This is a genomic window from Paraburkholderia kururiensis JCM 10599 = LMG 19447 (assembly GCF_003986935.1).
GTDB classification, from domain to species: Bacteria; Pseudomonadota; Gammaproteobacteria; order Burkholderiales; family Burkholderiaceae; genus Paraburkholderia; species Paraburkholderia kururiensis.
The window spans coordinates 17,653-29,785 of record NZ_RJZE01000040.1; the positions used below are offsets into that span (position 1 = coordinate 17,653).

Annotated in this window: 22 protein-coding genes; 14 read left to right on the forward strand and 8 right to left on the reverse strand. The window is 66.2% G+C overall.

The window, feature by feature from the left end; genetic code table 11:
• Window positions 1-113: 113 nt before the first annotated feature.
• Together PKKP23_RS31435 and PKKP23_RS31440 are read right to left on the reverse strand one after the other, a co-directional pair.
• On the reverse strand, window positions 114-368 hold the full coding sequence (locus PKKP23_RS31435) for a hypothetical protein (protein ID WP_126879786.1): 255 nt from the start codon (window positions 366-368) through the stop codon (window positions 114-116).
• Window positions 365-1,021 carry a hypothetical protein gene (locus PKKP23_RS31440; RefSeq protein WP_126879787.1) on the reverse strand — a complete coding sequence of 219 codons (657 nt, stop codon included), beginning with the start codon at window positions 1,019-1,021 and terminating at the stop codon, window positions 365-367. The genes PKKP23_RS31435 and PKKP23_RS31440 overlap by 4 nt, the downstream gene beginning before the upstream one ends.
• Window positions 1,022-1,101: 80 nt before the next feature.
• Here PKKP23_RS31440 and PKKP23_RS31445 point away from each other — a divergent pair, with 80 nt between their 5' ends.
• From PKKP23_RS31445 to PKKP23_RS31460, 5 genes are all read left to right on the forward strand, one after another.
• Window positions 1,102-1,332 (forward strand): helix-turn-helix domain-containing protein, encoded by a 231-nt coding sequence (locus tag PKKP23_RS31445; protein WP_168724612.1) that lies wholly within the window; start codon window positions 1,102-1,104, stop codon window positions 1,330-1,332.
• Between the two features lie 908 nt (window positions 1,333-2,240).
• Window positions 2,241-2,705 (forward strand): hypothetical protein, encoded by a 465-nt coding sequence (locus PKKP23_RS31450; protein WP_126879788.1) that lies wholly within the window; start codon window positions 2,241-2,243, stop codon window positions 2,703-2,705.
• A 38-nt stretch (window positions 2,706-2,743) separates the two neighbouring features.
• Entirely contained in the window at window positions 2,744-3,001 is a 258-nt protein-coding gene (locus PKKP23_RS31455) for a hypothetical protein (RefSeq protein ID WP_126879789.1), read from the forward strand.
• 76 nt (window positions 3,002-3,077) lie between these two features.
• Window positions 3,078-3,407 carry a hypothetical protein gene (locus tag PKKP23_RS34240; RefSeq protein WP_138721045.1) on the forward strand — a complete coding sequence of 110 codons (330 nt, stop codon included), beginning with the start codon at window positions 3,078-3,080 and terminating at the stop codon, window positions 3,405-3,407.
• Between the two features lie 149 nt (window positions 3,408-3,556).
• Window positions 3,557-3,913: a hypothetical protein gene (locus PKKP23_RS31460; protein WP_126879790.1), complete on the forward strand. Its 357-nt coding sequence runs from the start codon at window positions 3,557-3,559 to the stop codon at window positions 3,911-3,913.
• Between the two features lie 212 nt (window positions 3,914-4,125).
• Here the strand turns inward: PKKP23_RS31460 and PKKP23_RS34245 are convergent, their stop codons facing one another.
• Window positions 4,126-4,263 carry an HHHH-motif protein gene (locus PKKP23_RS34245; RefSeq protein ID WP_168724613.1) on the reverse strand — a complete coding sequence of 46 codons (138 nt, stop codon included), beginning with the start codon at window positions 4,261-4,263 and terminating at the stop codon, window positions 4,126-4,128.
• A gap of 299 nt (window positions 4,264-4,562) precedes the next feature.
• Here PKKP23_RS34245 and PKKP23_RS31465 point away from each other — a divergent pair, with 299 nt between their 5' ends.
• Window positions 4,563-4,880 carry a helix-turn-helix domain-containing protein gene (locus PKKP23_RS31465; protein WP_240659230.1) on the forward strand — a complete coding sequence of 106 codons (318 nt, stop codon included), beginning with the start codon at window positions 4,563-4,565 and terminating at the stop codon, window positions 4,878-4,880.
• Between the two features lie 205 nt (window positions 4,881-5,085).
• On the opposite strand, the gene PKKP23_RS34250 is transcribed toward PKKP23_RS31465, so the two are convergent.
• Window positions 5,086-5,412: a hypothetical protein gene (locus PKKP23_RS34250; RefSeq protein ID WP_168724611.1), complete on the reverse strand. Its 327-nt coding sequence runs from the start codon at window positions 5,410-5,412 to the stop codon at window positions 5,086-5,088.
• A 16-nt stretch (window positions 5,413-5,428) separates the two neighbouring features.
• Here PKKP23_RS34250 and PKKP23_RS31470 point away from each other — a divergent pair, with 16 nt between their 5' ends.
• From PKKP23_RS31470 to PKKP23_RS31490, 6 genes are all read left to right on the forward strand, one after another.
• Window positions 5,429-5,785: an RcnB family protein gene (locus PKKP23_RS31470; protein WP_338120189.1), complete on the forward strand. Its 357-nt coding sequence runs from the start codon at window positions 5,429-5,431 to the stop codon at window positions 5,783-5,785.
• 226 nt (window positions 5,786-6,011) lie between these two features.
• Window positions 6,012-6,170: a hypothetical protein gene (locus PKKP23_RS33860; protein ID WP_161978174.1), complete on the forward strand. Its 159-nt coding sequence runs from the start codon at window positions 6,012-6,014 to the stop codon at window positions 6,168-6,170.
• A 302-nt stretch (window positions 6,171-6,472) separates the two neighbouring features.
• Window positions 6,473-6,781, forward strand: a complete 309-nt coding sequence (locus PKKP23_RS31475) for a hypothetical protein (protein WP_126879792.1) — start codon at window positions 6,473-6,475, stop codon at window positions 6,779-6,781.
• Window positions 6,741-7,061 carry a hypothetical protein gene (locus PKKP23_RS31480; protein ID WP_126879793.1) on the forward strand — a complete coding sequence of 107 codons (321 nt, stop codon included), beginning with the start codon at window positions 6,741-6,743 and terminating at the stop codon, window positions 7,059-7,061. Before PKKP23_RS31475 ends, PKKP23_RS31480 begins: the two co-directional genes overlap by 41 nt.
• Window positions 7,062-7,762: 701 nt before the next feature.
• Window positions 7,763-8,035 carry a type II toxin-antitoxin system Phd/YefM family antitoxin gene (locus tag PKKP23_RS31485; RefSeq protein WP_081061912.1) on the forward strand — a complete coding sequence of 91 codons (273 nt, stop codon included), beginning with the start codon at window positions 7,763-7,765 and terminating at the stop codon, window positions 8,033-8,035.
• Entirely contained in the window at window positions 8,013-8,318 is a 306-nt protein-coding gene (locus PKKP23_RS31490; RefSeq protein ID WP_126879794.1) for a Txe/YoeB family addiction module toxin, read from the forward strand. The genes PKKP23_RS31485 and PKKP23_RS31490 overlap by 23 nt, the downstream gene beginning before the upstream one ends.
• Here the strand turns inward: PKKP23_RS31490 and PKKP23_RS31495 are convergent.
• Window positions 8,309-9,319, reverse strand: coding sequence for a DNA-binding protein (locus tag PKKP23_RS31495; protein WP_205703025.1), 1,011 nt, complete (start codon window positions 9,317-9,319; stop codon window positions 8,309-8,311). The genes PKKP23_RS31490 and PKKP23_RS31495 overlap by 10 nt on opposite strands.
• A 201-nt stretch (window positions 9,320-9,520) precedes the next feature.
• Between PKKP23_RS31495 and PKKP23_RS31500 the strand changes: the two genes are divergently transcribed.
• Complete coding sequence (locus tag PKKP23_RS31500) at window positions 9,521-9,757, forward strand: hypothetical protein (RefSeq protein ID WP_126879795.1); 237 nt, start codon at window positions 9,521-9,523, stop codon at window positions 9,755-9,757.
• A complete protein-coding gene (locus PKKP23_RS31505; RefSeq protein ID WP_126879796.1) occupies window positions 9,750-10,703 on the forward strand; it encodes a tyrosine-type recombinase/integrase in 954 nt (317 codons plus the stop codon). Before PKKP23_RS31500 ends, PKKP23_RS31505 begins: the two co-directional genes overlap by 8 nt.
• A gap of 42 nt (window positions 10,704-10,745) precedes the next feature.
• Here PKKP23_RS31505 and PKKP23_RS31510 read toward each other — a convergent pair whose 3' ends face one another.
• The 3 genes from PKKP23_RS31510 to PKKP23_RS33865 all read right to left on the reverse strand — a co-directional run.
• The gene (locus PKKP23_RS31510) at window positions 10,746-11,027 is read right to left on the reverse strand and encodes an H-NS histone family protein (RefSeq protein WP_126879797.1); all 282 of its coding nucleotides are present in this window, start codon (window positions 11,025-11,027) and stop codon (window positions 10,746-10,748) included.
• A gap of 47 nt (window positions 11,028-11,074) precedes the next feature.
• Window positions 11,075-11,353 carry a hypothetical protein gene (locus PKKP23_RS31515; RefSeq protein ID WP_126879798.1) on the reverse strand — a complete coding sequence of 93 codons (279 nt, stop codon included), beginning with the start codon at window positions 11,351-11,353 and terminating at the stop codon, window positions 11,075-11,077.
• Window positions 11,354-11,522: 169 nt separating this feature from the next.
• Window positions 11,523-12,133, reverse strand: a 611-nt coding sequence (locus tag PKKP23_RS33865; protein ID WP_161978175.1) for a hypothetical protein, incomplete at its 5' end; no start/stop codon positions are given.

Sequence of the window (12,133 nt, forward strand, 5' to 3'; positions counted from 1 at the left end):
CCGGCAAAAAAACGCGGGCGCCGTACAGGCCGCCCGCGAAGGCAAACGCCGCGCATTCCGGGGGCCGTGCGCGCGACGCTGAGAGAAGGGTGGATGGATCCCCACCGCGGGGTTCAGCGCAGTCCCTCGACGAGAATCACGTGTGTCGTCACGCTGTACGTGACCGTCCAGCCGCGCAACGCCACGGTCCCGCGCATTCCTGGAGCGTAGCCACGCAGCACGGCGTCCGTGCCTTCGCCAGCCTGTGCCAGCGCCGCCTCCAGCTCGGCGCGCAGGGTGCGGAACTCCACCGGATCGCCAGCGCCTTCTGGCGCGAGCGCCTCCAGATCCACAAAGGCCTGCGTCGACCAGATGACCGGCAGGTTCACCAAACGCACTCCAGCATGGCGTGGCCCGGTCCACGAGGCCGGGCCGCCTTGCGCGCGTCGACGGGAACATCCGCCCCCGGTCCGTTCCCGCCCTCCAGCGCGGAAAAGATCGCCAGCACGCCATTGAACGCGATGGCCGGCACGCTCACCCGCATGCCGGTCATGCACAGCGCCACGCGCGACGGCGCGGTCTGCGTCAGGATCACTTCGAGCGGGCGCGCCGCGCCGAGCAGGGTAGGCGGCAGGAAACATGGGGCACCGCTCCCGATGCCATCGTGCCCGGCCGCTCTGACATAGACGCCGGTAACCAACGCGCCGAGCTCAAGCAGCGCCTCTTCGGGTGTCAGTCCGGCGGCCACCTGGCCGGACAGGGCGCCGGCGGGCCGCCACCATCGAACCGCCGGGTCGCCCGCGAGAAGCATCAGCGCCTCGCCGCGCGCGCCGGCGCGAAATCCCTGCCGCACGCCCGTCACAGACCCGTCGATGCGCGTGGCCCGCCGCAGCCGCGCGGCCAGGACCGCGGGCACGCCGACACAGGCGGTGGCCACCGCCAGTTCGACGCGACGGCCGAACCAGGCGGACAGGCGGGCCGACGCGTAGCGGCTGGCCCGGTCTGCCCGCGCCCGAATATCTTTTCCGCGCGCGGCTCCCATACCCAGAATTCACCATATATGATGAAGACGGATTGTATCCGAACACCGAGATTGGCTCCCGATTTTCACGGGAGACCGACTTGGATCCAGGCATCGCTTTCGGCAGGGTATTGCGCCGCTATCGCCGGGCCGCAGGCTTCACCCAGGAGCAGCTGGCGTTCGAGGCCGACGTGCAGCGCAACTACATCAGCCTGATGGAACTGGGCCGCAACCAGCCGACCATCACGACGATCTTCAAGCTGGCGCGGGCGCTCGACTGCTCGCCCGGCGCGATGGTGCACGCCGTCGAGGAGGAGTGCGCGCAGGCATGACGCAGCTCGCCGCGACCGGCGCCGCTCTCCCGTACGCCGCCCGTGCTCCGGCTGCGCTGGTCCGCACGCGGACCAGCGCATGTCCTGCAGGTAAAAGGCCTGCATCAGACTGCATCAATCCGCATCACTATGACGCGGGGCGCACACGCCCGAACGCAGCGCCGCAACGGGCCAGTCCATCTCCGCAGCGCGCATCAAAACCCCCACCCCAGGCACGACACGCAGGCGCGGAGGGAACTGCGCGGGCAGACATCAAGGCGCGCCTGCCGTGATGACCTGACACTTCCTGACAACAGCCACGACGTGCCCGCGCTACAGTGATCATCAGGATAGATCCCCTTCTATCCTGATCCACAAGGCGATTGTGGTTGGCGCGCCGCGGGCCGGCGCGCCTCTTTTTGCTGCCGCTGCGGCTTCGGCCTGATACACGCGGGACCGCCTGCGCTGCCCATCCATGACAAAGTGACGCATTCCTGTTTCGGGACGGGGCCAGCCTGTGCGGCCGGTTTGACAAAGTGATGCGTGCGCGACGGTGCCGGAAATCTGCCGTGGCGGTCGCGCGAAGGGGGAGCGTGTGAGGATGGCAGGCCCGCGCAACGAGTGGCTCCGGGCGTCGGACGGAAGCCGCGCTGTCCCGATGGCGACATCAAATCCGGCCGGACCGCAAAGCCGGAGATCATGTCGGACTTTATCCCGGAGTTTGTTCGTCTCCGGCACAAAGCCGGACTTTATGCCGGAGATAATGTCCGACTTCGCGGTGCCCCGGTCTCATCTCCGACATAATCTCCCGGATAATCTCCGACATAGTCCCGGGCCGAAACAGTGGCCGTTCGCCGGTCCCGCCACTCCGGGGAACGCCACTGGCTCGCTGATATGCTTCGCTGTACCGGGATGACCAGAGCGACCGCATGCAGATCCACGAGCAGGGCAACACTGTCCGGCTGATCCGCTCCGAACGAGCGCCCAACACGCCACGCGCGCGGCAGACCCTTGTCGGCACATTTCATCTCGACCACGGCCCCGACCGCGCGCTGCTCGACCGGCTCGATGACGACGAACGGGCCACACTTGACCGCTGGCTGTCGGCGCGCATCGCCCGCCAGACCGACGATGCGCACCGGCACACGCTCGAGGCGGCCCATGATCGCCTGGGCGAGCTGGTCGCCGCGATCGACGCGGCCGCCGAACTTCTTTCGCCCCGCGACGCCGCCGCGCTCTGGTCGGATCTGGCCGGCATCGCCGGCGCGCTCGAGCGCGCCGGGTATCCAGATCCCGCCCGTGTAATACCAGCTCCGCCCACGCCGGCCAGCCCCGAGGTCGACCTGTTTGGCGAGGCCATTCCCCGCGGCCGGCGCCGGCGCTCCTCCAGATAAAAACCGGGCACTGGCCCGGCCCGGGCCAGGCAGGGTAGTTGACGCGTCGCAGCCTTTCCTCCGGCTCCGGTCACGGGGTCCTGCGCGTCATCACCGGCCAGCGCATCACCCAGCCCACACCGGCAATTAATGATGAATTGCGCCAGCCGGCACCGGACGCGCAGCGCGTCGAACTGCCCGGATTGCCGCAGACCGGGCTACGCCGCATCCGCGACAAAGTAACGCCAGACGACGCCCGGACCATCGCGCGGCACGTCGTCCATTCCGGCCGGATTGTGCGCGGGCACGCCGACTGACGAAGCAACGCGATGAACCCGATGCCGCCTTCACGCTGAACAGCGCGCGGTGCATTTTGTAACGCGGCGCACAGCCTTGTCCCGTATGGACTTCAGGCCGCTCGCCGTTTTTTTAACCGGTCTGTTACACTTTTTTGTGTGTACGCCGCAAACCCAGTACCGGCAAGGCTTGCGGCCCGATCCGCACGCGTTTTGTTGCGTGCGTCATGTCTGTGCCATTTCAGGGGGAGGTTTCGGAATGAAACGCGACGAACAATTGGGCAATTCCACGCCCGTACCGGCCGACCGCCGACACGATGAACACCGCATGATTGCCGATGCGTGGCTGGCCAGCGCGCTCGACGGAATCCGGCAGATGAGCCACGACGAGGCCGCGCGCCGCGAAGTGGCGAGGAAAATTTTCTGACCAGCCGGGCCGGCCTGCGGACAACGATGATCCGGGCAAACGGCGCAATGACCACGCGACGGTCACGGGTCCCTCAGGGGAACCGCCAGCCGGCTTGAACCTGCGCGGCACCCAGCCCGTAAACCAATCCCCGAAGAACAAGGAACAACATGCTGGTCACGATGCGCGTTTTCGATGAGCAGCAACAGGAAACAATCCGCTACCAGACCTCGATCAACGCGCTGGCATTGATCGAAACCGCGAAGGACCGGGAAGCCTTCGTGAGGGAGAAGGGCAAAGCGTTCGCGCAGGGAGCGGTGCCGTTCTATGGAAGGGAATTCATCAGGGCCGTACAGGCTGACGACGCCCGGGAAACTGAAATGACCGCCACGCAGGCCGCCATGGCGGCATGGCTTGCCGATCACCTTTTCGGTGGCGTCAGCGAAGCGGAATTCGTGCGCTGTGACCTGGAGTTCAACCTGCACCCCACCGGCATGGTGATCTACAACCGGAAGCAGTCCGGATAAGCTCGCGGGATCCGAACTCCGCCTGGCATCCCCGTCATTTTCGCCTGCCCTTCTGGTAGTCCTGGCGCGCGCCGGTGAAGCGCACGCCGACTTTCCGGTTCCATTGCCTGCGGACCCCGTTTGCGCTCCGTGCCACATGGACCGGAGCGCTCCGGCCAGCAGCCCGATGCTCGTTGGCGTGGCGAGTGCGGGACACGGGAAAAGCCACCCGCCTACTTCACCCAGCGGCACGCGCGGTGATGGTGATGATCGAAATGGCCCATCCGGTGCGGATGGGCGTCGGCCATCGCCGGCGCGAGAACGGCAGGCGCGAGGGCGGTCAGGGCAAGAATCTTCGCGAAAAATTTCATGAACGACTTTCTCCATGGTGAAGCAGCCGGACCATCCGGTCGCCTCACGTCCTGACGGCTGCGGCCGGGATTCCGTGCACCGCGCCCGTATGATGCCGCGCAGACGGTGTAACCGCAGGTCTGAACCAGAAGCGGACACTCTGCCGGCGCGCGGTCCGGCTGGAGAGCTTCCTGGCGGTTCTGCCCGCCACCCCGCCAAAAGTCCGGCCAGCCTATCTACCTGGATAGGTGCGCCTGGGCATGCGGGTGCGGAGAATCAGGGCGGCAATAACTGATCAGCATAACGGACAGGGAGCATCATGGAACATCTCGAAAACCGCTGGCAGTCTCCGACGGAACTGGCACGGGTCAAGGCGAACGTCGCGCCAATCCCCGACATCGGCCAGATCGTCGCGTACCGCATCCAGAAGCAGGAAAGCCAGCGACGTTTCTGGTCACGCTTTGGCGTAACGCAGTCGCGTGGCAGCCGCTTCGAATCGGGCGCGGAGATTTCCGCGCCGGTATCGATCCTGCTCGCGCTTTATTTCGGCAGGACCATCTCGGACGGCGATCTCGGCAGGGCCGGGCGCATGTGCGCCGGCCGTGATCCGGCAGGCTCGACCAGTCCCGCGCTGTAGGCGCCGGGCCGTCACGGCGGACGACCGCGACGGCGGCGTTAGCGCGAATGTGGAACGACGGGGCCGGTGATCGCCACCGGCCTCCGGTCAGCGAAGACTCCAGCCAGCATCATGACCCGGCCACGACATTCCCGATCATTGGCGCGTCGCTCATGTCGTGCCGTACCGATAGGGCAAAACCGCCGTGGCGCCGTCCAGCCGCGACTCAGGCACGGTCCTCCCCGAAGGCAGGCATGCAGGCCTTTTCCGTCGCCGGGAATGTTTTGTGTGGCGCCTCTGGAACGCTGATCTTCCGTAGCCAGATGCGGAAGCTCCATCGGGTGTCGACGCGTGCGGCGACGCGCCCATTGCCGGTTCCCCCAAGGCGTTCGGCCTTTCCGGCGAAGACTATTGATCCGGAAAAAACCACCTGACGTTGTTTTACAGTTCCAGCCGGGCGGACCATGACGAGGAATCTATACTCGAACGAGGACCCTGGCCGCAGGTTGCGGTCAAGGCCATCAAGGGAGAAAAAAATGAACAGGTTACGCACGATTATGGCGTCCCTCATGCTTTCGGCCGCCGCCGCGCCGCTATCGGTCCTGGCACAGCCTCCGCATGGCGGACCGCAGGGCGGTGAACACGGGCACGACCGTGGCGGTCACCATGGCGTGCAGGGCCATGGCCGGCCGCACAACGGCCAGCCGCAAGCCGGCGGAAGCCCGGGCAGGTCGGCATATGCTCCCGGTCACTGGCGAAAAGGGGATCGCCTGCCAGCGGAATACCGGGGCTCCCAGTACGTTATCGACGACTGGCGCGCCTACAATCTTGCCCCGCCCGCGCCGGGTTACCGATGGGTCGGCGTTGGTGACCAGTACCTCATGGTCCAGCCGTCGTCCGGACTGGTCCTCAAGGTGGGTCCATGAGTCGAGCCGTCCATCGCCGCCATGGAGCCACTCTGTGATCGGCGTAAAGACGCCACCCGGCGATCGCCACAGGCCTCCCGCGCCGCACGCATGAATAGCCCGTTTATCTCACCCCGTCTGCGACCAGTCTTTTCGCCGGGCGGAGAGATCTGTCGGCAAGCTGTCACCTGAAGTCAGGAGGTCGCCCCGAAACGTTCAGCCCGGTTCGTGCGCGAGCAGGTTCTCGATGCCCCGTCCGGCGATACGCGAAAACCTGCCTGAAACGCGGTTGTGCCAGTGGTACGGCATGTGTTCCGCGCGTTCGACGTTCGATGCGGCCCTTGCCGCGCTGATCGACGCCGGCATGGTCGAGCGCATCGCGCCGCTTCACGTGCAATTGAAGTAATGGAGCCTGTCGAGCCCGCCCTATGGCGTGCCATTATCACATATAGGTAGAGGCGTAATGGATCCCTGTCCGGACCGCACTCCTGCACCTTCATGCATTCATGCCGTTGTGCATTCGTGCATTTATGCTATAGTCTATGCGAGGCGCTAGCCGGTGCCTGTTTATACAGATCGGGAGCGATGCTCCCGCGTCAACGTAACACCATGGATCAGTCAACCGCCGAAACGCCGCGCACCGTTTGGGCATACAGGAGAACAGGTGAGAGCGTGCGCCGTACTCAATTAACCAGGACGAAACCGGCCATGAACACGTTTGAACACAAGACCAGTGTCAAGGTCGTCGGTTCGAGCGGTCAGATTTCGCTTGGCAAGGAATTCGCCGGCCGGCAGGTGCTCATCGAAGAGCGCGAGCCGGGGGTGTGGCTCGTGCGCACCGCCGTCGTGATCCCCGAAAACGAAGCGTGGCTGCATGCGCCTCAGGCACAACGTGACCTGCAGGCAGCACTCGCGTGGACGCAAGCCAATCCGCCGCAAGAATCCGACCCTGACGCCCTTTTCGAAGAGCTGCGACATGCACAAGAAAAACGACGTCGTAAAGGTGGATCTGAATAATCCGGTCTTCCAGCGTCAGTGGGTCGAGCTGGACAAGACCGAGGCATCACGGGTCCTCGGAACCCTCAGGAAGCTGCTGCAGTTGAGCTGGGACCAGCTGTACCGGGACCCCGGGCTGAAGTGGGAAAAGATCACGAGCGTGACGCCGCCGGCCGGCATCGACGCGCTGTACTCGCTGCGCATCACGCAGGCGCGTCGCGCGACCGCCTATCGCGACGGCGCCACGCTCCGCTTCCTGACGATCGAGCCCGATCACGACGCGACCTACGGCAAGAAGTGATCCTGCACGCCGGCTCCCACACCGTTCGGGCCCGGCGTTTTCATTTCCACGCCTGGTACGTCCGTTGGCGTCAATCAACACGGTTCACCGCCGATGCCCGATGGTGCGGGCGATGTTTCCGCGCTCCGCAGCGCGCCCTTATTAGCCGCCAGGTTATCCACAGACAATCCGCATCGAGGTGAATTTTCGGGGCCAATTTTTGGCCCGTGTGCCCTTTACCCCTTGTTTCATTTTTAAGGGCTTTGCCAGCGTGGATTTTCAGCCGATGTTGCCCCCAACATCCTCTCGCATCAGCACGATCCACGTCACAGGGCCTTCCTGTCCACCGCGACCGACCGCCGGCGGGAACACGTCGCCGTCCTTGAACATCCGCCCCTGTGCGAAGGCGCCCGGCTGACGCCTTCCTGCGGGACATCGCGCGGCTCACGGTGTACCTGCCAGGATCCGCCAGAATCACGGCCTGCGCACGGACAACTTGCAACATAGTACAGTACTATGTACAATGCCGCATGCATTCGCCTACCCTCGTTAGGGTCGACCCTGGGCAACAGGAATGCGTAAGCGATAAGGCGCGTAACGCCTTCACTGGATGTCGTCCCCATCAAACTCGGGACGGCGAAAACGCCGCTCTGGCCATTTCGGTCTGGAGCGTGAACGTAGAACGCCTGTGCCCGAACCGGGTAGCAGGCAAGTGAGAAGAGATGAACATCCTGACTTTTAGTGAGGCGCGAGCCGGCTTTAAGCAGGCTCTGGATGCGGTGTGCAAGGATCACGAACCGACAGTGATCACCCGTCAGCGTGGGGAACATGTCGTCATGATTTCGCTGGAGGACTACAACAGCCTGCAGGAAACCCTGCATCTGCTGGGCACCCCGACGAACGCGGATCGACTGCGCCAGTCCATTGCTGAGTTCAAGGCCGGCAAGACCTTTGTAAAGGAATTGCTGACACATGACACAGAAGAAGAAGGCTAAAAACAAAGCCGCAGCGGTAAGTAACTGCAAGGTTGCATGGTCGACGAACGCCTGGGACGATTACCTGTACTGGCAGGAAAAAGACCTCGCAATCGTCGCCGAGATCAACGGTTTGATTGAGGAAGTCTCCCGGGATCCTTTCAGGGGCACCGGTAAGCCGGAGCCCCTGAAAGGCGACCTGACCGGTTTCTGGTCACGTCGTATCACCAAAGCTGACCGCCTGGTGTACATCGTCCAGGACGGCATCATCTACGTGATGCAGTGCCGGTACCACTACGACTGAGGCAGTACCCAGAAAGCACTGGCGACGGTGCTTTTTTTGTTCCTCACGAGGATTTGACGTAAGACCCGCGGCGAATCACGATCACGCGCCGTCAGGCGCCGCCGGGCCAGCAGGCCGGTCACGCAGCGCGGCCAGCAGTTCCGCGTTCTGGGCGGCAAGCGCCTCGAGCCGGCCGGCCTGCCTGGCGGCCTCCTCGCGCTCCCGGGCCGCTTCCCCGCGCGCGGCGTCGCGCCCGGCCTGCATCTGCGTGAACCGTTCCGCCTGCCGGTGCGCCTCCTCGGCCGCCAGCCGGCGCTGCTCCGCGTGCGTCTGCGCGGCGGCCTTCGCCTGGGCACGCGTCTCCGCAAGCTCCGCGCGCGCGGTTTCCAGCTTCGCCGCCGCCTCACGCCGGCTGTCGTCGAGTTCCGCCCGCAGCCGCGCGGCTTCCTCGCGCGCCGCGGCCAGCTCCGCGGCGTGCTGTTCCGCCGCCGCCTGGCCTGTTCGGCAGCGGCCGCCAGCCGCCCGCGCAGCTGCGCGAGTTCAACCGCGAGCGCCTGCCTTTCCGCCTGGGTGTCCGCGAGCCGCTGTTCCAGCGCCTCGCCCCCGGCCTTGGCCGCCTCCAGCCGGCCCTCGAGGTCGTCAACGGTGGTGGCGGCGTCGGCCAGCTCGCGCTCCGCCTGTTCACGCTGCTCGCCCGCCGCGCGTACCACCTCGGCCACGCGCCGCTCAGCGGCCTTGACCGCCCGGTCGTTGAGGTCCGTGGCGAGCGCGGCGAGCCGCGCGGTCAGCCCGGCCGTGACGGTGGCCACCTGTTCCGCGACCTCGACCGGCAGTTCGGCCACGGGCTGGGCCGGGGTGGCCGCCTGGGCGGCGACGTGCTCGTCCCACACCTGCTTGAGGCGGTTCGGGTTGCCACCGCCCAGGCGCTGGCGCAGCGCGAAGCCGGTGACGTTGCGGGCCGCCTCGCGCAGGGCGAGACCGGCCTCGATGATCTGTTCGCGGGTGTATTCGGCGGGGCGCATGGTGGACTCCGGGGACTGGATGGCGCCATTGCATCAACAAACAAAGAAATAAACTAACTAATTAATCGTGACCGAGGTAAACCCCCATCCGGGCATGGCACCTTTTACTCTTGATAAAAACCGTTATCAAGAGAATACTGACGCACCGGTGGCCACCACGACGGCCACCCTCACGGTGAGACTTTGCGGGAGAACGCCTTCATGACAACCTTGCGTGGCGCCCACGGCGCGCTGCATCTGCTCACCGAACTCGACGCGGCACGCCAGGTCCGCCGCGCCGTGCGTCTCGAGGCCACCATCGACGGCAACCTGCTGCTCACCGATGCCGACCTGCGCCGTCCCGGCAGCCCCCGCGAGCGACGCTTCGCCATCACGCCGGCCGAACTCGTGGCCGCGATCCGCCGCCACGGCCTCGCGCTGGAGAGCACCGATGTCTGAGCTTCCCGTACCGGCCCCGTCCGAAGGGCGGCGCCTGAGCGCCGCGCATTTCCATGCCCTCGCGGCCGTGCCGCCCGAGACCGAGTGGTTCGCCAATCTCGATAACCCGCACACGCGCCGCGCCTACCGCAACGACCTGCGCGACTTCATGGCCTTCACGGGCATCGCGCGGCCCGAGGAATTCCGCGTGGTCACGCGCGCGCACGTGCTCGCCTGGCGCAAGGTGCTCGAGGATCGCGCGCTGTCGGGCGCCACCATCCGCCGCAAGCTCGCCGCGCTCTCGTCGCTGTTCGACTACCTGTGCGAGAAAAACGCCGTCGACGCCAACCCGGTCAGGGGCGCGAAGCGGCCGAAGATGGACAGCCATGAGGGAAAAACGCCGGCGCTCGGCGACCATCAGGCCCGCGCGCTGCTCGACGCGCCCGACGCATCGACCCTGAAAGGCCTGCGCGACCGTGCGCTGCTCTCGGTGCTGCTCTTTCACGGCCTGCGCCGGGAAGAGGTGTGCCGCCTCACCGTGCGCGACGTGCACGCCCGCCGCGGTGTGCTCCACCTGCGCGTGCACGGCAAGGGCAGCAAGATCCGCTACCTGCCGCTGCATCCGGGCACGGCGGAGCGCATCCACGCGTATCTGGAAGCGGCGGGCCATGGCGGCCTGCCGGCGGCGCCGCTGTTCCAGCCCGTGAAGCGGGCCACCGGAGCGGCCATCACGCCCGATGGCGTCTACCGGGTGGTGTGCGCGTATGCGGCACAGGCCGGGATCGCCGTCGAGGGACTGGGCGTGCATGGCCTGCGCGCGACGGCGGCCACCAACGCGCTCGACCACGAGGCCGACATCGCGAAGGTTCAGGAATGGCTCGGTCACGCCAACATCGCCACCACGCGCCTCTATGACCGCCGCAGGAGCCGGCCCGAGGATTCGCCGACATTCAGGGTTGCTTATTAATTTCGCGGAAACGACCGGTGGGGCCGTTCCGCGGCTGGCCAGTCAGATCGCGAATGCGGCGCGGTCGCGCCCCGCGATCCAGGCTGGCGCCCGCCCCCTGCCGCTCCACGTCGCGCCACTCACGGGGTCCCGGTATTTCGCCGGCGGGGAGCCGTCCATCCCCCGGCCGCGGGGCGCCATCAGATCTTCCGGCGTGATGCGAAACTCCGTCATCAGCCCGCGGATCGTCGCGAGCGCCTCGTTACGCAGGACTTCCCGTTCGGCCGCGATGCGCGCGTCCAGCACGCGCAGCTCGGCCAGCAGTTCCCTGTACGTCTTCGTCATGCTTCATGTTCGCCGGCTGCCGGCCGTGTGCGGGGCGCGCGCGCCATTCATTCGCCGGTCGGCGTGAGCCGGCTGCCCGGCAGCGGCGACACCCGCCGGGAGTGCACGAACCATTCGAGCCGCTGGCATGCCAGCCGGTAACGGTATTGCGGCACCACTGCCAGTACCCTCTCGTGAAGCAGCACAACCTGTTCGATGGCTGGCAGCTGGTCCGCCGGCAGCTGCCAGCCATCGCCGCGCGCGGCCCGGAGAATGCAGTTGTTGAAGATGGTCTCGACTGTCAGAAGCAGCTCGATGTCATCCGCGGCGCAGTCGCTGCCGGACATGAAAAACGTCATTACAGCACGCGCAGCAGCGTGAGGATCGTGTCGGGCGTGGTCTGTCCGGCCCGCACCGCTATCAGCGCGAGGTGATTCCACGGCGAAATGGAGCGCGCGGCGCCCGCCGGCAGCGGCATTCCATCCGGGCGCGGCACGCGCGGGCGGGCCTTTTCTCTCACCGGCTGGCCCCTGCTCCTTGCCCGCTCACGCCGCTGGCCGCACCAGGCATGCCGCCGGTCTCCAGCTTCGCGCGGCAACGGCCGTACTCCGTGACGTACATGGCGATCCCCTCCAGATTCTGCTGGTACGTCACGACCTGTTCATCAGTCAGGAGCAGCGGCGAATCCGGACCGTCTTCCCGCGCGTGCGTGGTCGCCGCGATCACCAGCGCGCCCATCGCGCCAACGAAGCCCTGCATCAGTCTGCCCGTCAGCCACAGCTCCCGGGCCGCCGGCAACGGACGCTGCGGGTCCTTCCCGAACTGCCGCACATCGCTGGCCAGCGCGCGGATTCTCCGGTGCAGCGTCCAGAGCGGATAGTAAGGATCACCAAACAGTTCCGCCGCCCGCTTCGGGTCATGTGCCTCGAAGATGTGCGGATCCTCGTGCCCGAAGAATGCTTCCTTTCCAGGCGGCACGGCGGGCATCCGCGCATCCAGCGCATCCAGTGAATCGACCGCTTCGGGCAGGCCCGTGACGAGCCTGTCCCCGCATGACCGGTACGGCTCCACGCCATAGGGATCCGTATCCGTCGGGCCGGCGCTGGCCGCCTGCATCGACAGTGCGG